We start from the raw sequence: 18,778 nt of genomic DNA, 5'->3' as shown, positions 1-18,778 counted from the left end.
CTCTATAAAACTAAGAAATTAAGAGTATTACATATTATTCGACAATTCACTACATTTTGTCCCTGTTAAAAATCATAAATCAAAAATTTAAATCTGACAACAAAATAACTTTGCCCGAACACAAATAATTTTCTTGACAAAAAGCAGACCCATGTCAGAAAACCTAACATGAGAACGATTCCTCACTAGTGTTTTATTAGCTTTCCAAGCAATATTTCACCTCATAAAAAAGATTACTTTCCTCCTTCATTTTACAGATAAATCCCAAAATATACCTTTGTTACACAGATGAATAAAATGCGAGCACTATGACAATTACAGTTGAAAAATGATAAATTCCGACAAAACTTAGCAATTTTATAAAATTTTCTTTACATTATGATTACAACGATAGACACCTTTCTTCTTATGATATATAACATTCATAGGGAAAGGAGCCAGACAACAATGAAAAAGAAATTTGCAGCGTTTAGTGTTTTAGCAGCAGGAACGATTTTTACTTCCCCGTTACTTTCACCCGTATACGCTGAAACGAATCAAGATAAATTATCTAACATTCAATCTGAATTAGAAGGCAAACAAAGTGACTTACAAAATAAATCAGTCGAGAAAGAACAAATAGAAAAAGAAATTCAAGAGTTACAGAAGAAAATCGATGAATTAACTACTTCTATTAATAAAAATGAGACTGAATTAAACGATACAAAAAAAGAAATTAGCAAAACACAACAAGTAATTACTGACAAAAAGAAACATATAGAACAATTACAAACAAACATAGATACACGTCAGGAAGTTATTAAACAACGATTACAATCTATGCAAGAAAAACCGCGTACAAATATCATTACAGAAGTATTAACAAACTCTACAAACATTGCTGATCTTGTTGATAATATGTACTCCGTAAGTTTAATATTAAACAACGATACAGATATTGTAAAAAAACAAACATCTGATCAAAATGCTGTAACGACAGAAAAAGAGGCTGTTGAGAAAAAAGAACAACAACTGAAAGACTCTGAACAAAAACTAGAACAAAAACAACAAGAATTACAAAATAACCAACAGCAGCAACAAACTCTTATTAACGATCTACATACGAAAGTAGCAAAAGTAGATTCAGAGATTGAAGGATTAGAAGAATCCAAAGGCATTTTAGAAAATCAACGTCAAGCTGTTCAAAAAGCAATTGAAGAAGAAAAACGGGCGGAAGAAGCTCGTAAAGCGGAAGAAGCCCGCCAGGCAGAAGAGGCTCGCAAACAACAAGCTACTAAATCTGCTCAAGCGGCCCCAACACCACATGATACAAATATCGGTGGTTTTATCAAACCAGCAGCTGGATCAAAAACTTCCGGATTTGGTGTACGTTCTTTAGATAACCATAAAGGAATTGACATCGCTGCTTCGGGAACGGTTCCAATTATCGCTGCTGCAGATGGCGTTGTTATTCGCTCAGAATTATCATCTAGTTACGGAAACGTAGTGTATTTATCTCACCGTATAAACGGAAAAACATATACGACAGTATATGCTCATATGAATAGTCGTTCTGTATCGAATGGACAAACTGTAAAACAAGGCGATCAGCTTGGATTTATGGGGAATACGGGCCAATCATACGGACAACATTTACACTTCGAACTTCATCTTGGAGAATGGAATGTCGGCAAGACAAACGCAGTTGACCCATCTCCTTATATCGGATTATAAAAAACCTCGGTGCCTACCGAGGTTTTTCATTTACACTTCACACAATATAGGCATTCTACATAGACTATAACTAAATGCCTATAGTTTATGAGGTGATCCATATGAATACGCAATTACAACAAAAAATAGAAGAAGCTAGAGAAACGTATATTGGCCGGATATTTACATTTGGCGGCTCAGTTTTATTTTTAATCGGTTCATTCCTCACAGTCACCACAGCCTATAAAGCGTATAATCGTCTATTACATTCATCAACATAAAAAAAGACGGGAGATCCCCGCCTTTTTTATGCAAACATTTTAAATACACCTATCGCATTTAAAAATACAATTATTACAGTTACCGGAATAACATAACGAAGTAAGAAGAACCAAATGTTAAATAACGTTTTCCCTTTCGTTTCCGTCACTTCTAATTCTTTCATCAACAACTCTTTACTCATTTTATTTGGTACAAATAATGAAATAGCTAGTACTCCTAACGGCAGCAATACGTTACTTACCGAAAAGTCGACTAAATCAAAGAATGTTTTCCCAAATATTTTCACGTCACTCATAATCCCAAATGATAACGCTGATGGAATACCGACTGCAAAAATAAGAATACCAATTAATAATGATGCTGACGGACGCTTCTTCTCATTACCTTTCGCAACAGATGCTACTACAATTTCAAGCATTGAAATTGCTGATGTTAAAGTCGCAAAGAAGAATAAAATTAAAAACATAATAAAGAAAAATTGACCAAATGGTATTTTTGCAAATACTGCTGGAAGGACGATAAACAGTAATCCCGGTCCTTCAGTCGGCTTAACTCCTAATGCGAAAATCGCTGGGAAAATTGCTAATCCTGCAAGTACTGTAACAAAAACAGTTAAACTTACAATAGATGTTGCCGATTTCGCTAAATGTTCCTCTTTCTTTAAATACGAACTATACGTTACCATTACCGAGGCACCTACAGTTAGCGAGAAGAAAGATTGTCCCATCGCATATAAAATTGTATCTGCTGTAAGCTTTGAAAAATCTGGTTTTAAGAAGAACTCTACTCCAGCAAAAGCACCATCGAGTGTTAACGCACGAACAATAATCGCAATAAATAAAATAAATAATAGCGGCATCATGTACTTACTTGCCTTTTCTATACCTTTCTCTACACCTTTACTTACAACAAAAATCGTACAAAGCATAAAGATAAATTGTGCTCCAATCGCACTTAATGGATTTGAAATCGTTTCACCGAACAATCGTCCATAATCAGCTGCACCATTCCAGAAACTTCCTGTCACACTATAATATAAATAAAGTAAAATCCATCCACCTACAACACTATAAAAAGATAGTACACTAAAACAAGTAACAACTCCCATACGACCAATCCAAGGATATAATTTGCTATTTGGCACTAGTACTTTATAAGCTGTAACCGCCTCTTTTTGCGTGCTACGTCCAATAACAAACTCCGCTATTAGAAGAGGCATACCTATAAATAAAGTTAATAGTAAAAATACAAGGAAGAATGCGCCTCCCCCGCCATTACCTGCAACATATGGAAATTTCCATATCGCACCAAGACCTACTGCGGCTCCGGCTGCTGCGAGTACAAAGCCTATTTTCGACGTCCATTGCTGTGTTTCTTTCATCATAATTTCTCCTTTTCTGAATATTTAAACTTTTGTTAATTATACACTTTCATTTCATACTCGCACACCTCCTTTAGAAAATAAAAAAGTCCCCTACACGCAAATATGCATGTAGAGGACGATATATGTAATGTAAATACCGTGGTACCACCTCAATTGGATTGATAAATCCCACTTGTTCAAGTACAGGAATAATTCCGATACTCTATCCTTTTAACGGCGGAACCCGGGTTGCCTACTACAATGTTCAACATACCTCTCGCAAGCCCATTCTGTATATTTTATCGTACCGGGCTCCCACCTAACCCCAGCTCTCTGAACGCATCAAATATACGTACTCTTCTTGCTCATCGATTTCATCTATTGAAGTTACTTGTGATTATAAATTATATTTTTATATTTGTAAAGCGCACTTTATCTTTTATTATTTTAAAACCTTTTCCTCTAACTCACGTAAAAAACTTTCTCTTTTCCCCTCATTTTGCACATATACTGATTTCAACACTTCTTGGAGCAATATATTTCGTTCCCTCTTTTCTAACTGTAAATCTTTTAACTTCAACCTTACTTCATATAAAAAATCTAAATACGATTCATATGTCTCATCATATTTATTTGCAATATCATCTCGAATTTTTTTTGCGAGCTTCGGGCTCGCTCCCCCAGTAGAAACTGCTATATTAAGTAAACCACGATGAATCGCTGCCGGAAAATGAACATTACCACTTTCCGGATTTGTAATAACATTTACTAATTGATTCTCAGCGGCATCTTCAGCAACTTGTTCATTTAATATTGAATCACTACTCGCTGCAACAACTAAAAAAGCACTTTTAATATCACTTTTTTCATATTCTCTTTGATACCAACGAATTTTCTTTTCTTCCACAAGTTTTACTAAATTCGCATCTAATTCTGGACTTATCACAACTATATCCGCACCCTGTTTGAGTAAAGGAATAATTTTAAATCCTGCAACTTTTCCCCCGCCAATAACAACAACGCGTTTCTCATTAACTCGCACTGTAAGTGGATACATACTGATCTCCTTTCAATAACTCCGTCGTTTTCTGAATTAACATATCTTGAAACGCTTCATTCTTCCCTAAATATGTACTAATTTTTATCTCTTCCACTTTATATTGGCGCACTTCTTTCTCAATATGTTTCATAAGTAAACCTGTAAATAACAAGTAAGGCAGTACAACGATGTTCTTTTCTTTTCGTTCTACAACTTCCTTTAACTTCTCCTCAAATTTTGGCTCTGCAGCCGCTAAATAACAAACTTCTACTTTTTTAACCTTCTCTTTTGTTTGAAATAAAGAAGCAATCCAGTTTATATCTCTTAATACTTCAGGATCACTGCTCCCTCTTGCAACAAGAAGTAACGTCACTTCATTTTTATCTTCCTGTTCGATGCCACTTCCGCTATACACCGATTTAACAAGTGTTTCTGATACACCAAACGGATTACCATAGGTCACTTTAACATCCGAAAATTGATTAGTTAACTTTTCCAATTCAAAAGGGATATCTTTTTTTACATGACCTGCCGCTAATAAAAAAACAGGGATAGCAATAATCTCAGTGGCCCCACGCTTCACACATGTACGAAAACCATCTTCAATAGAAGGATTCGCTAACTCTAAAAAACAAACTTCTTGAATAGTCGCTTCTATACGGCTCATGCACGATGTAATAAATTGAATCGCCTCTTCTTTCGCTGTCTTCAAACGACTTCCATGACATATATATAAGACGGCTTTCATTTTACAACACTCCACTTACTTGATAAGCATTTTCTGTCTGCTTCTCAAACCAATGAATTTTTTCTCTAAAACGGACAACCTCTCCAATTACAATCATACTCGGATTTTGAATTTGCTCTTTTTTCGCAACATCTACAATTGTCCCTAACGTTCCAACAACTGTGCGTTGCATAGACGTCGTCCCCTGCTCAATAATAGCAGCTGGCGTACTTTTATCTTTTCCATGCTTCATAAGTTGCTCACATATGTAGGGCAAATTACTAACCCCCATATATACCGCTAAAGTCTCTACACCTTTCGCTAAACTTTCCCATTTCACTTCTTCTTCAGCACCTTCTTTCCTATGCCCAGTCACAATAGCAAAACTTGCACTTGCATCACGGTGCGTCACTGGAATGCCCGCATAAGCAGGAGCAGCTATTCCAGCTGAAATACCAGGAATGATTTCAAATGGTACACCTTGCTTTGCTAATGCTTCAGCTTCTTCTCCCCCTCTACCAAACACAAATGGATCGCCACCCTTGAGCCTCGTTACAACTTTTCCTTTTTTCGCATACTTAATAAGAAACGTGTTAATTGTCTCTTGCTTCATCGTGTGATAATTCGGGAGTTTTCCACAATAAATTAAATCCGCGTCAGGCTTTGCGTATGAAAGCAGCTCTTTATTCACAAGTCGGTCGTATAAAATAACATCTGCCTTCTCAATACATTTCAACCCTTTAACAGTAATTAAATCTGGATCGCCAGGACCCGCTCCAACAATATAAACCTTTCCCATCATCTCTCCTCATTTCTACTATTAAAATGAAACTTCCATTCGTATATAAGAATGGAAGTTTTTATTTTTTCGTATTACTGATCTCTACTCATGGATAACAAATGCCCCACCTTTTCGAATCTTCTTTTTTTCAAACAAAGAAATCTCTTTTACCTCTGGCAACGGTAAAAAATGCTTTTCAAGCTCAATCTCCGCAAGCTTAAATGCCTGTTCTTCACTTTGAGCAACAACAACAATCGGAACAATACTATTTACTAACACAGCTTCAAATCGATATAAATCCATATCGTCCCTCCTAAGACGCTATTACTTCTTCTAGCACGTTATTTAACGCTATTTGTAATGTATCTACACCAACACGACCTACAAAATCATAAAATGTTTCGGCTGGTAATTTATTCTCTTTGAAATAACTTATAAATGATGCGAGTACATCAGGTAGATCCTCGCCATCTATTTTTCCTTTTAACTTTTGATTGTAGGCACCGCCATCTAACAATGTTCCACCTACGTATATTTCAAACGCTTCAACAATACCTTTTTCCTTCGTTTTCATTTTCACCCCTTGTAGCCCAATGTCAGCAATTTGACGTTGACCACATGAATTCGGGCAGCCTACCATATGAATTCGAACTGGAACATCGAGTGCAATTTGTGTATCTAAGTATTCTGCAATTTTTCGTAATCTTTCTTTCGTTTCTACTAGTGCAAGATTACAATATTCAATACCGGTACATGAAACCGCATGACCAATAAATGATTTCGGGCTAGCAGATATCGCTTCAAACAGCGGTTCACTAAGTAATCCTTTTACATTTTCTGGAGGAACGTTCGGAATAATGAAGTTTTGCGAGTTACATGTACGAATTTGTCCATTTCCATATTGCTTTGCGATTCTTGCAATCTCAAACATTTCTTCTGCATGTAAACGACCTACCGGTACATTAAAACCTACATATTTTAATCCCTTTTGTTTTTGGTCTTGAACACCATAAAAATAGCCTGCATTCCATCCTTTGAGTGCACTTTCCCCTTTACTTTGTAAAGGCCCTGTATACTCTATTAGTTTCTCTTTAAATTTCTCTGCTCCCCAGTCCGCAACAAGAAATTTCAACCGAGCTAAATGACGTTTTTCACGATATCCAAAATCACGGAATATAGTAGCAATCGCAATCGCCACCGCCTTCACTTCTTCTGGTAAAACGAATACATCTAATTCATCAGCTAAATACGGTCGAGCTGATAATCCTCCACCTACTTTTATATGAAAACCAACTTTTTTCTCACCATCTATTTCTTTCGTTGCAGGCGTAAATGCAACACAGTTAATTTCTGCGTTTGCTGAATTATAAATATTAGAACTAATAGACATTTTAAATTTACGTGGCAAGTTAGAAAACTCTTCATTATGTTGGAAGTAATCATATACTTCTTTTACAATATGCGTTGTATCGAATAGTTCATTTGCATCAATGCCAGCAAGCGGATTACCTGTAATATTCCGCGTTATATCACCACAAGCCCCCGCTGAAGATAACCCAACTCTTGCTAATCTTTTAAAAATATCTGGAATTTGCTGAATTTCTAACCAGTGAAACTGAATCGCCTGTCTCGTCGTAATATCTATTACATTACGTCCATAATCTTCAGCGATAGAAGCAAGTACTTCTGCCTGTGCATTTGTAATAATCCCTGACGGAATATTTACCCGCATCATAAAATAACCAGCTTCTTTCGGTCTTTGTAAATACAAGCCTGCCCATTTAAAGGCATCCCACTCTTCTTTCGGAATAGATTCGAAACCATTTTCCGCATAGTAAGGAATATCATTAAAAATTTCTAAGCCATCTTTTTCTAATTTATTTTTCTCGGTCTGATTTAATTTTTCATTGTTAGCCCATACTTTTTCATAACTCATTGTTTATCCCCCTATATAAAACTACGCTCTTGTAAGTACTTCACGATTTGTTCTGCACATTCTTCAATAGAATATTTGTGCGTTTCTACAATTAATTCCGCTTGCTCTGGCTCTTCATAAGGCGAATCAATACCTGTGAAATCCTTAATATCACCTTTTCTTGCCTTTTTATAAAGTCCTTTCGGATCACGTTTCTCACACTCTTCAATCGGACACTTCACAAAAATTTCAATAAATTCATCTGCCGCTAATAAATCTCTTACTTGTTTGCGGTCTACTCGAAATGGTGAAATAAATGCTGTAAGGACAACTGCTCCTTGGTCTACAAATAACTTTGCCACTTCGCCAATACGTCTTATATTTTCCATGCGATCACTTTCAGAAAATCCTAAGTCTTTATTTAAACCGTGGCGAATGTTATCCCCATCCAGCACATAATTTCCAATATTCTTTTCAAACAGTTTACGAGCGACCGCATTCGCTACTGTAGATTTACCCGAAGCTGATAAACCAGTAAACCAAATTACAAAACTATGGTGTCCATTCTTCACTCTTCTCTCATCTTTTGAAACCGAAGCTGTATGCCAAGTAATATTCGTATCCATCTCGTTCTCTCCCTATTCTGTTACTACTTCTTTTTTCAAGCCTTTAATTAGCACTTCCACTACTTCTTTACGACTAAATGTACTTGGCGGAATCTCACCATTTCTTAATAATTCTCTTACTTTCGTACCCGATAAAATAACATGATCTTCTTTTCCGTGCGGACATGTTTTCGTTGAAGCCATCGCTTCACATTTCGTGCAGTAAAAACTATGCTCAAAGAATAGTGGTGTAATTCCTAACTCTTCTATCGTAAAATTTGTGAAGATTTCTTGCGCTTCATACGTTCCGTAATAATCTCCTACTCCAGCATGATCACGCCCTACTATAAAGTGGGTACATCCAAAATTCTTTCTTACTAACGCATGAAATATCGCTTCCCTTGGTCCTGCGTAACGCATGGCAGCAGGAAATACACTTAAAAAGACACGATTTTTCGGATAATAGTTTTGAAGAAGTACTTCATAGCTTTCCATTCTTACATCAGCAGGAATATCATCCGATTTCGTTTCTCCAACGAGCGGATTTAAAAAGAGACCATCTACAATTTCAAGAGCAGATTTTTGAATATACTCATGGGCACGATGTACCGGGTTTCTCGTTTGAAATCCGACCACTGTTTTCCACCCACGTTTTTTAAATGCTTCCCTCGTTTCAATTGGGTCTAAATGATAAGAAGGAAATTGATTATTTTCAAAGCGTTTTGTTAGAATAATAGTTCCTCCAACGTAAACGTTTGGTCGTTCATATAATTTTTTCACTCCTGGATGAGCCTCATCCGTTGTTTTATATACAAGTAACGCTTCTTTTTCTTTATCTGGTACAAAAATATCTTCTATTTGAATGACACCGTATATATTTCCATTGTTGACAAGCTTTACTTCCTCTCCAGCCTTCAGGCTTTCTGCGACTTTTTCTGTTACCGGTAATGTAATTGGTATACTCCACACACTACCATTTGCTAAACGAAGCGTTTCTACAACTGAATCATAATCTTCCTTCCCTAAAAAACCAGTAAGGGGGCTATATCCACCTGTCGCCAATAGTTCTAAATCACTTAACGCAATATTGTCTAATTTAATTTCTTTTTCAATTTGTGATACGTCATATGTCTCATCTATACGGTTTACTAATTCGTTTACTATGCTCATTTTTCTATATCCTCTCTTAGCTTTATTTCAAGATTCATCTTATTGGTAATGAAGACCACATTCAGTTTTCACTTTCCCAGCCCATCTACCATCTCTTGAATCGCCACCATCCCCTACAGGTAACGTACATTTCTCACACCCAATACTTGGATAGCCAATATCATGCAACGGGTTATACGGCAAGCTATGTTTGTATACATATCGCCAAACTTCTTTCCACGTCCAATGAATGAGTGGACAAACTTTAATAGATTGAAAACGATGATCTTGATTTATAAACTTTGTATGCTTACGTGTTTCTGATTGTTCCCTTCTTAAGCCCGATATCCATGCTTTTTCAACGACTAATGATTTTTCTAAAGGTAAAATTTTTCTAATCTTACAACAAAGATTCGGATTGCTCTCCCACAGTTTTTCACCATGCAACTTCGCCTGTTCATCAAGTGTAAGTTCTGGCTGTTTTTCTATAATATTCAATGAAGGAAATCGTTCCCGCACTTTTTGAATTAATTCATACGTTTCTTGAAAATGAACATTTGTATCCAAAAATACAACTTTAGCAGATGGATTTACTTGGTTTATAAGGTGCAGCAATACCATACCTTCCACCCCAAAGCTACATGCGTAGACGATTTCATCTTTATACTCTTCATAAGCCCAATTTAATACTGATAACGCGCCTTTTGTTTCATCTTCTTCCGAAAACGAAACAACATTTTCTTCCCACGTTTCATACGTCAACATGTTTTTTCCCCCTGTAAAAGCAAAAAGACGGTTTTAACCTAATGAAAATAGGTTAAAACCGCCTCTAGTTTTTCTAGTCAGCGCTTTTCACTTTAAACGTACTTTTTCACTTTTCTCTAACTGAATTACTTTTCCATCTTGCACAACAATTGTAATTGAACCATATTTCATATCAGCAAGCATCGCTTCAATCTTCTCGGATACTTCATCAAAATGTTCCCGTACACTCACGCGAACAGCCCCCCTTTTTATTCATAAAAAAAATCTTTCCCATTTCGAAAAGACTGTTCGGTAATATATTTTACCTTATCTTTCAAAATGGATCCCATTTTGCTGGATTTAGCACCTTGCTTTCTATAAGCAGGTTGCCGAGCTTCTTCGGGCCAGTTCCCTCCGCTTCTCTTGATAAGCTTTGTATTTGTATTTTATCACAATTCTGATTTTTTTCAATCCTAGTTTTCCGATATATTTTAATTATTTTATTTTATAAAAAAGGAATTGCCCATTCGAACAACTCCTTTTCCTATTTAGACAAGCTCTTTAATACGTATGCGATCGTTCCCAATAATATTTTCATATGTTTCGCGTTCCACAACTACTTGCGATGTTCCGCCTTTTGCAAAGACAACGGCTGGTCTTCGAATCCGATTGTAATTATTCGCCATCGAGTACCCGTATGCTCCTGTACAGGAAACTGCTAGTAAATCAGAAGCAGCGACTTTCGGTAAATGAATATCCCAAATCAACATGTCTCCACTCTCACAGCATTTCCCGGCAATCGAAACGAGTTCCTCATTCTCATCATTTGCTCGATTCGCTAACATCGCTTCATAACGCGCATTATATAAAGCAGGTCTTAAATTATCTGTCATTCCACCATCGACTGATACATATTTCCGAATACCAGGAATATCTTTCACAGATCCAACTGTATAAATTGTTGTCCCAGCATCACCTACAATGCTACGGCCTGGCTCAATCCATATTTCTGGCAATGGATATTCACATAGAGTAAATTGTTCTCTCACTGCACTTGTTACAGCTCGCACATATGTCTCAAGAGTTAATGGTGTATCCGACTCTGTGTAACGTATTCCAAATCCCCCGCCTACATTTAACACTTTTACTACATAGTTTGTTTGCTCTCTCACTTCTTCTAAAAATTGGCGAAGAACTTCAATTGCTCGAACAAAACCAGCTGTTTCAAATATTTGCGACCCAATATGTGAATGGATCCCTAGCACATTATAATTGGATTTTTGTAAAGCAAATCCAATTGCCTGCATTGCTTGACCATTTGAAACACCAAATCCAAATTTCGAATCATCCTGACCTGTTGTAATATATTCATGTGTGTGCGCCTCTACTCCAGGCGTTACACGAATTAATATGTTCACAAATTTCCCATGTTGCATCGCTAAATCGTGTAAAACTTCTAATTCAAAGAAATTATCTACAACAAAACAACCGATATTCGCCTGAAGAGCCATCACTATTTCTTCTTCTGTTTTATTATTTCCATGAAAATGAATACGTGATGCCGGAAATCCTGCTTGGAGCGCAGTATATAATTCTCCCCCAGAAACAACGTCTAATGACATATTCTCTTCACGAGCTACTCGGCACATCTCCATGCACAAGAACGCCTTGCTTGCATATGCTACTTGATAAGAGAAACCACTTTCTTTAAAAGCACGATGAAATGCTCGGCATTTTCCTCGAATAGACTCTTCATCGTATACATAAAGTGGTGTTCCGTATTGCTTTGCTAGCTGCGTCGTATCGCACCCTCCAATTTCTAAGTGTCCTTGCCCATTAATTCGGCTTGTGCCGTGTAAATACATTTAAATTCCTCCCTTATTTCCTCTAAAACTCATAACCCCAATCTTCTATTCATTGCAGCACGCTTTTAGATAGACAAAAAACGCGCGGAACAATGTTCACACGCGTTTCTTATTAGGAAAAATATATATTGAAAAAATAAACGAGTTGTTATCTCCTCAAAATAAGAAACCGCATCAACATCTCCAAATAGCTCTCCATAAAATAAATCTTATGACAGTACTACATTTATTCAATGCAGTCCCAATATATGAATAAGATGGTTATTCTTATATTTCGGCAATAGTCCCTTTCAACCTATGATCACAGATTCCATTAAATCTCCCATAGCTTACTCTTTCCTATCGCGGCCTCTACCTTTGAGAGTAGATGAGGTAAGTCTATTTAATTTTCAAACATCTAATTGTTGCTATTAACAATACCAAAGGACCATTTTATTTGTCAAACAATTTTTTATATTATTTTTTTACAGTTTAGTTTCGTATCATTTGGTAAGCGCTTTACCGAAATCTTTGTCACTTCCCATTCGCCTTCTTCGTTATTAAATGTAATCGTTACCTTCTCAAATGGTGGAGCAATTTTCCCAGCAACACGTTCATACTTTGTCACTTCAATACTTGCTTGAAATAAATATGTACCGCTATACACTTTTTTTAAACTAATAATTTTAGGACATTGATAAGGTTTCAAACTTCCATATTGTTTTTCAATTGCTTTATTTATTTTTGGAAATAAAACAGAATAAAGTGCATCTTCCATAAGAGGTGCATCATATTGGGCTACCGACACACTCGGTGAAGTAAAAAGTATAACACTACTGCATGCTATAAAATATAATAATTTTCGCATTATAACCTCCGTATTATCACGCGATTCTTTCTGCGTACGATAATTATCATACATAGAAATTCTGTTTTATTGTCTCCCACCACTCTTTTTCTACTCGATTATTATAAAAAAGCCCACAACCTTCTTTTATTTTCGTATAATGATACTCATAGTATAATAATCATAATAACAAAGGACTGTTCGTATATATAAAACGAGTCGTTAAGCAAACTGACTCACAAGAACTGTCATGCTTTTTAGGAGAGGAGTATATTATGCTACAACACCTGTTTCCAAAACTGCGATTTGCACTCGTTGCAGTCGTTTTACTATGGATTAAAACATATATTGTGTACAAGCTAGCATTTGATATTAAAATTGATAATTTCTTTGAAGAATTCATGCTTTTTATCAATCCACTAGCTGCGTTACTTTTATTTTTTGGCTTAGCTTTACTTGCATCTAAGCACCGAAACCGAATTATAATTGGAATCAGTTTTATACTGTCATTTATTTTATTTGGAAACGCAATGTTTTATGGGTTCTATAACGATTTCGTTACTTTCCCGGTTTTATTCCAAACAAACAATATGGCTGATTTAGGGACAAGTATAAAAGAACTCTTTACGTACAAAACATTACTTTTATTTGCAGATGCAATTATTTTAATGTTTATTTCGCGTAAATTCCCATCATTTGGCGACAAAACACCACTTTCCCGCTCAGAGAAGCGAACTTTCTTTAGCGGTGTAACAGCTTTATTAGCACTACAAATTGTTGTATCAGTTATTTATAAACCACAAATGTTCTCACGCTCATTTGACCGTCAAACTGTCGTGAAGAATTTAGGTTTATACACATATCATCTATTTGATATTACGCTTCAATCCAAGTCTTCAGCTGAGCGTGTATTTGCAAGTGGGGATGGATTTTCTGAAATTAAAAACTATACAGACTCAAAAGACAAGCAAGTTGATAAAAACTTATTTGGAGCTGCAAAAGGTAAAAATGTAATTTTAATTTCAATGGAATCTACACAAAGCTTTGTTATTAATAAAAAAATAAATGGAAAAGAAATTACACCATTTTTGAATGAATTTATTAAGGATAGTTTCTATTTCGATAACTTCTATCATCAAACTGGACAAGGCAAAACTTCTGATGCTGAATTTATCGTTGAAAACTCACTTTATCCGCTAGATCGTGGTTCTGTATTCTTTACTCATGCAACAAATGAATACACAGCGACACCAGAACAATTAAAGAAATACGGATATTCTTCTGCCGTCTTCCATTCAAACGATAAAACGTTTTGGAATCGCGATGTAATGTATCCTGCGCTTGGATATGATCGTTATTTTAATTTAAATGATTACGCAGGAACGGAGCAAATGTCTGTCGGTTGGGGATTAAAAGATAAAGAGTTTTTTGAACAATCTATTCCAAAGTTAAAATCTTTACCGCAACCTTTCTATACAAAATTTATTACATTAACAAATCATTTTCCGTTTCTTCTAAATCCGGAAGATCAATATGTTGACGAATTCAACTCGGAAAGTGGTGTTGTAAACCGCTACTTCCCAACTGTTCGTTACACAGATGAAGCTCTTAAATTATTTATTCAACAATTAAAAGAAGAAGGATTGTATGATAATTCCGTTATTGTCATTTATGGTGATCATTACGGTATTTCCGAAAACCATAATGCAGCTATGGCACAGTTCCTAGGAAAAGATACTATTACACCATTCGATTCTATGCAATTACAACGAGTCCCTCTTATTATTCATGTGCCTGGCCAAAAAGGAAAAGTTGTTTCTAAAGTATCCGGTCAAATTGATATTAAGCCAACGCTCCTTCATTTACTTGGTATTAAAACAAATAAATCCGTTGAATTTGGAACTGACTTATTTATTAAAGAAAAAGACCCGCTTATGGTAATGCGTGATGGTAGCTTTGTTTCTGAAGAGTATGTTTATACAAAAAATATGTGCTACAAAAGAAGTACGGGTGAAGAAGCTGACATGACGCTATGTCAGCCGTATATTGAAAAAGCAAAAACAGAATTAAAACTCTCCGACAAATTAATTTATGGAGATTTATTACGCTTCGATCCTAATAATCGATATAAAACTGGAACGATGACAACGAAATTTGAATAGTAAAGGAAGCAACTTTATACAAGTTGCTTCCTCTTTTTATTTTCACTTAATTTTCAAACCATCCTTCTATGAAATCTTTCACAAATTGGTAATTTCTTTCGTATGAGGAATAAATTTATGGTATGATAAAATAAGTAAACTTTCATACACTAATTAAGAATTTATTACAGAAAGCAAGGGATCAGATTTTGTATAGAGCAGCTATTCCAAACTTATTTACGCTCGGAAATTTATATAGCGGATTTTTATCTATCGGCTATGCATCTTTAGGATATTATAAATCAGCTGCTATTTTAGTACTTATCGGGATGATGTTAGATAGTCTTGATGGTCGTGTTGCTCGTTTATTACGTGTTGATTCACAAATGGGAAAAGAGCTCGACTCGCTTGCAGATGTCGTAACATTTGGTGCAGCACCAGCTGTTTTAATGTATTACACATCTTTCTCAAACTACGGAATCATTGGATTATACATAGCGGGATTATTCCCTCTTTTCGGAGCATATCGTTTAGCACGATTTAATGTAACACCATCTTCTACTTCAATGAAATATTTCACTGGAGTACCGATTACAGCAGCGGGAGGGCTTGTTGCTTTCTTAACATTATTTTCACATACCATTCCAAAAATCGTTCTTATTACCGTATTTGTAACGTTCGCATTTTTAATGGTGAGCCGCATTCGTATCCCAAGTTTAAAAGATGTACCAATTCCACGATATAGCATCATTATTACACTATTTTTAGTTGGAATCATTATTACAATGTATCAAACAGGATTTGGAAATTTTTCTGTTTTCTTATTCATTGCCATTCCACTATATATTTTGTACATGTTATCTCAATTCATTAGACAAAGACCGTCTAAAAAAGCGAATAAAGAAAAATAAGAAAACCTTCCGAGTCCGGAAGGTTTCTTTTTATTTTGTAACTAATACCTTTTGATTTACAGGTGTTACTGGCTCTTCGCCGTTTAATACAGCTAAAATATTTCTGACAGCCATTTCAGCCATCGCATCACGAGTTTCAAATGTTGCATTTCCTACGTGTGGAGCAAGTACTACATTCTTTAATTCTTTTAGCTCTTCTGTAATTTTCGGTTCAAATTCAAACACGTCAAGAGCTGCTCCTTCAATTTCATTCGTTTTTAATGCATGAGCAAGTGCTGCTTCATTCATAATTGGTCCACGTGAAGCATTTACAATATACGCTGTTTTCTTCATCATTTTAAACTGCTCTTCATCAATCATATGATGTAATTTTGGATTATAAGCACAGTTAATTGTAATAAAGTCTGCTGTTTGTAATAATTCTTCCAACGTCACATACGTTGCTCCCAGTTCACTTTCAGCTTCAAGCTTACGATTTGGCCCTGTATATAAAACATCCATTCCAAATGCTTTCGCACGTTTTGCAACAGCCTTCCCAATTTCTCCAAGACCTATAATTCCGATTGTCTTACCATGGACTTCTCGTCCTAAGAAAAATAACGGTGCCCATCCGTTAAATCCAGTCGTACGACATAACGTATCCCCTTCAGGAATTCTGCGCGCCGCTGCTAAAAGAAGTGCAAATGTTAATTCTGCAGTCGCTTCCGTTGATACTTTCGGTGTATTCGTAACTGCAATTCCCTTTTCCCCCGCATACGTGTAATCAATATTGTCGTAACCAGCACCATAGTTTGCAACAATCTTTAAATGAGGCGCTGCATCAATAACTTCTTTTGGCACCTTTGTCGAAAGTAAACTTAACAATGCATCTTTATCTTTTACACGCTCTGTTAATTCATCTATAGAAATTAACTCCTCTTTATTGTACATTTCTACATTATGATCTTTTAATAGTTCTAATCCAATTTCCGGAATTTTTCCCGCTACTAATATTTTTGCCACTACTAACACCTCTTCTATAGAAAATAAGACATCTCTTATATTTCATTGTAAGAAATCCACATATAAAAACCAAGGAATTTGATTATAGTTTTGAAAATCGACACTTTTCCATGAAAAAAGAGGAGATGCAACTCTCCCCTCTTCTTACGCTTTTTCCTGCGATTCTTTTCCGAGCTTCACATCAATAGTTCCTTCTGCAACCGTATCGCTAATTTGCTCCTCAATAACCGATTGAGATGCAGCATTCGTTTCAGAAGTATAAGCTTGTTGCTGTGCACCTTGTACATTTTGTTTATTTTGTTGTTTCGCCATTTCTTACCCTCCTTTTCATTCTTTCTTATTTTGAACAAAAAGGACAGTTTTCATCAAAAAATTGCGTTTCATTTTGAATTTGTTACTTCTTCTTCAAGCGACCTCATTACTCTTGCTCGCTTCGTAAATGTTGCAACCTGAGTAACACCGTGAGCTCGTAATGTTTGTACATTTTCTTGTACATAATTCCCTAAATCATTTGGGTAATGGGCATCCGAAGAAATCGTAATTGGAACACCATACTTAGCTAATACTTGTAAATATAGTGGACTTGGGCACATTTCACGAACAGGATAACGATAGTATAATCCTGCATTTATTTCTGTTGCCGTATTCGTTTCTACTAACGCACATGCAATTTCCTTATAATAAGAAAGCTGTTCATTCTCATCCAATCGATAATTAAATACCTTTATATTATCAAGATGAGCGATAATATCAAATAACTCGGTACGAATCGCACTCTCAACTGTTTTAAAAAACGTATCGTATAATGCGCGTAGGTCATGCACCTCAAAATATTCTTTCGTATCTGGATTATCAAATCCCCAGCCATTTAGAAAATGAACGGAACCAATTACATAATCAAAGTCTCCTAGTGCTAATAATTCTTTTAACTCTCCTTCACAACCAATAAAATAATCCGCTTCAATTCCAAGTTTAAGTGTAACACCTCTTTTCCCCCATCGTTCTTTCGCCTCTTCAATCGCCTTTGTAAAATCATACAGTGAAACTACCCTTACTTGATCTAACCATTCTTTCTGTATACGACCGAGCTTAGAATCACTAATATCTACATATTTTTCATAATATCCTTTTGCTTCATGAAAACGATATAGATGATCAACAATTCCCACTTCTTTTATTCCTTTTCGCACAGCTTCTTCTAAATATAGATCTATCCATTCTGTTGTAAATGGCCCTTCCTTCACACGCTTTTGCAAACGCTCTTGTGTTTTCATAAGCCAATCAATAGAATGCCTTTCTTGAAGCGGTTCATAACATTCCAATGCTTCATTTATTTTAGCAAGCCATCCTATTGAATACGGTCCTTCTTCTAAGTGAAGATGATAATCTACTTTCATATACATTTCCCCTTATAATATATCTATTTCCCTTCTATCCCCAACTTTCGAAAGCTTTCCATTTCGTTCTTTCACCTCTCGCATGACATCTTCCAATGCAATATTTTTTTCAGCTAATAAAACGAAACAGTGATAAAATACATCAACCATTTCTTTCACTACTTCTTCTTTATCATTATTTTTACATGCGATAATTACTTCAGCACACTCTTCACCAATCTTCTTTAAAATTTTATCTTCTCCTTTTGAAAATAAATAATTTGTATACGATTCAGGAAGTGGGCTTTCCTTTCGTTCTTCAATTGTTTTATACAGCAACTTAAAGGCATTTTCCATATG

General features: G+C 35.6%; 20 protein-coding genes, 2 riboswitches and 1 other annotated feature. Of the genes, 4 read left to right on the top strand and 16 right to left on the bottom strand.

All coding sequences use genetic code 11. From position 1 onward, the window contains the following. Positions 1–447: 447 nt before the first annotated feature. Both MR136_RS15810 and MR136_RS15805 read left to right on the top strand, forming a co-directional pair. Positions 448–1,713, top strand: coding sequence for a murein hydrolase activator EnvC family protein (locus tag MR136_RS15810; RefSeq protein ID WP_017673033.1), 1,266 nt, complete (start codon positions 448–450; stop codon positions 1,711–1,713). A gap of 101 nt (positions 1,714–1,814) precedes the next feature. Continuing rightward, positions 1,815–1,973, top strand: a complete 159-nt coding sequence (locus MR136_RS15805) for a hypothetical protein (protein WP_017673034.1) — start codon at positions 1,815–1,817, stop codon at positions 1,971–1,973. A 26-nt stretch (positions 1,974–1,999) separates the two neighbouring features. On the opposite strand, the gene MR136_RS15800 is transcribed toward MR136_RS15805, so the two are convergent. From MR136_RS15800 to MR136_RS15745, 12 genes are all read right to left on the bottom strand, one after another. Next, complete coding sequence (locus tag MR136_RS15800; RefSeq protein ID WP_017673035.1) at positions 2,000–3,355, bottom strand: sodium-dependent transporter; 1,356 nt, start codon at positions 3,353–3,355, stop codon at positions 2,000–2,002. Between the two features lie 111 nt (positions 3,356–3,466). Continuing rightward, positions 3,467–3,715 (bottom strand) — a binding site (T-box leader). A gap of 64 nt (positions 3,716–3,779) precedes the next feature. After that, positions 3,780–4,394, bottom strand: a complete 615-nt coding sequence (locus MR136_RS15795) for an NAD(P)-binding protein (RefSeq protein WP_000283356.1) — start codon at positions 4,392–4,394, stop codon at positions 3,780–3,782. Further along, positions 4,369–5,124: a sirohydrochlorin chelatase gene (locus MR136_RS15790; RefSeq protein ID WP_242259520.1), complete on the bottom strand. Its 756-nt coding sequence runs from the start codon at positions 5,122–5,124 to the stop codon at positions 4,369–4,371. Before MR136_RS15790 ends, MR136_RS15795 begins: the two co-directional genes overlap by 26 nt. Position 5,125: 1 nt before the next feature. Then, a complete protein-coding gene (gene cobA / locus MR136_RS15785) occupies positions 5,126–5,902 on the bottom strand; it encodes a uroporphyrinogen-III C-methyltransferase (RefSeq protein WP_000521262.1) in 777 nt (258 codons plus the stop codon). Between the two features lie 84 nt (positions 5,903–5,986). Continuing rightward, positions 5,987–6,187, bottom strand: coding sequence for a DUF3906 family protein (locus tag MR136_RS15780; protein ID WP_000366914.1), 201 nt, complete (start codon positions 6,185–6,187; stop codon positions 5,987–5,989). 10 nt (positions 6,188–6,197) lie between these two features. Next, positions 6,198–7,820, bottom strand: coding sequence for a nitrite/sulfite reductase (locus MR136_RS15775; RefSeq protein WP_000119621.1), 1,623 nt, complete (start codon positions 7,818–7,820; stop codon positions 6,198–6,200). Between the two features lie 11 nt (positions 7,821–7,831). Continuing rightward, a complete protein-coding gene (cysC, locus tag MR136_RS15770) occupies positions 7,832–8,425 on the bottom strand; it encodes an adenylyl-sulfate kinase (RefSeq protein ID WP_000380499.1) in 594 nt (197 codons plus the stop codon). A 12-nt stretch (positions 8,426–8,437) separates the two neighbouring features. Then, entirely contained in the window at positions 8,438–9,574 is a 1,137-nt protein-coding gene (gene sat, locus MR136_RS15765; protein ID WP_000029491.1) for a sulfate adenylyltransferase, read from the bottom strand. Between the two features lie 39 nt (positions 9,575–9,613). Continuing rightward, a complete protein-coding gene (locus MR136_RS15760; protein ID WP_017673036.1) occupies positions 9,614–10,318 on the bottom strand; it encodes a phosphoadenylyl-sulfate reductase in 705 nt (234 codons plus the stop codon). Positions 10,319–10,405: 87 nt separating this feature from the next. Further along, positions 10,406–10,549, bottom strand: coding sequence for a YezD family protein (locus MR136_RS15755; protein ID WP_000116158.1), 144 nt, complete (start codon positions 10,547–10,549; stop codon positions 10,406–10,408). A 72-nt stretch (positions 10,550–10,621) separates the two neighbouring features. Then, positions 10,622–10,730, bottom strand: a riboswitch (SAM riboswitch). A 115-nt stretch (positions 10,731–10,845) separates the two neighbouring features. After that, positions 10,846–12,162 (bottom strand): diaminopimelate decarboxylase, encoded by a 1,317-nt coding sequence (gene lysA, locus MR136_RS15750; protein WP_017673037.1) that lies wholly within the window; start codon positions 12,160–12,162, stop codon positions 10,846–10,848. Positions 12,163–12,342: 180 nt separating this feature from the next. Further along, positions 12,343–12,524, bottom strand: a riboswitch (Lysine riboswitch). An 89-nt stretch (positions 12,525–12,613) separates the two neighbouring features. After that, a complete protein-coding gene (locus MR136_RS15745) occupies positions 12,614–13,009 on the bottom strand; it encodes a DUF3888 domain-containing protein (RefSeq protein WP_031312108.1) in 396 nt (131 codons plus the stop codon). A gap of 254 nt (positions 13,010–13,263) precedes the next feature. On the opposite strand from MR136_RS15745, the gene MR136_RS15740 reads away from it, so the two are divergent. Beyond that, complete coding sequence (locus tag MR136_RS15740) at positions 13,264–15,150, top strand: LTA synthase family protein (protein ID WP_061456962.1); 1,887 nt, start codon at positions 13,264–13,266, stop codon at positions 15,148–15,150. Between the two features lie 188 nt (positions 15,151–15,338). Continuing rightward, the gene (gene pssA, locus MR136_RS15735) at positions 15,339–16,040 is read left to right on the top strand and encodes a CDP-diacylglycerol--serine O-phosphatidyltransferase (RefSeq protein WP_000285417.1); all 702 of its coding nucleotides are present in this window, start codon (positions 15,339–15,341) and stop codon (positions 16,038–16,040) included. A gap of 30 nt (positions 16,041–16,070) precedes the next feature. Here the strand turns inward: pssA and MR136_RS15730 are convergent, their stop codons facing one another. The 4 genes from MR136_RS15730 to hisE all read right to left on the bottom strand — a co-directional run bounded on the left by MR136_RS15730 (position 16,071) and on the right by hisE (position 18,775). Beyond that, a complete protein-coding gene (locus MR136_RS15730; protein WP_001062858.1) occupies positions 16,071–17,042 on the bottom strand; it encodes an NAD(P)-dependent oxidoreductase in 972 nt (323 codons plus the stop codon). Positions 17,043–17,186: 144 nt separating this feature from the next. Then, entirely contained in the window at positions 17,187–17,354 is a 168-nt protein-coding gene (locus MR136_RS15725) for a YozQ family protein (protein ID WP_001118878.1), read from the bottom strand. 68 nt (positions 17,355–17,422) lie between these two features. Continuing rightward, a complete protein-coding gene (locus tag MR136_RS15720; RefSeq protein WP_061456961.1) occupies positions 17,423–18,439 on the bottom strand; it encodes a histidinol phosphate phosphatase domain-containing protein in 1,017 nt (338 codons plus the stop codon). Between the two features lie 12 nt (positions 18,440–18,451). Beyond that, complete coding sequence (gene hisE, locus MR136_RS15715) at positions 18,452–18,775, bottom strand: phosphoribosyl-ATP diphosphatase (protein ID WP_017673039.1); 324 nt, start codon at positions 18,773–18,775, stop codon at positions 18,452–18,454. Positions 18,776–18,778 lie beyond the last annotated feature (3 nt).

The organism is Bacillus cereus group sp. BfR-BA-01311, assembly GCF_022664295.1.
GTDB classification, from domain to species: Bacteria; Bacillota; Bacilli; order Bacillales; family Bacillaceae_G; genus Bacillus_A; species Bacillus_A cereus.
Note: the sequence above shows the minus strand (reverse complement) of the source record. Positions and strands in the feature narration are given on the sequence as shown.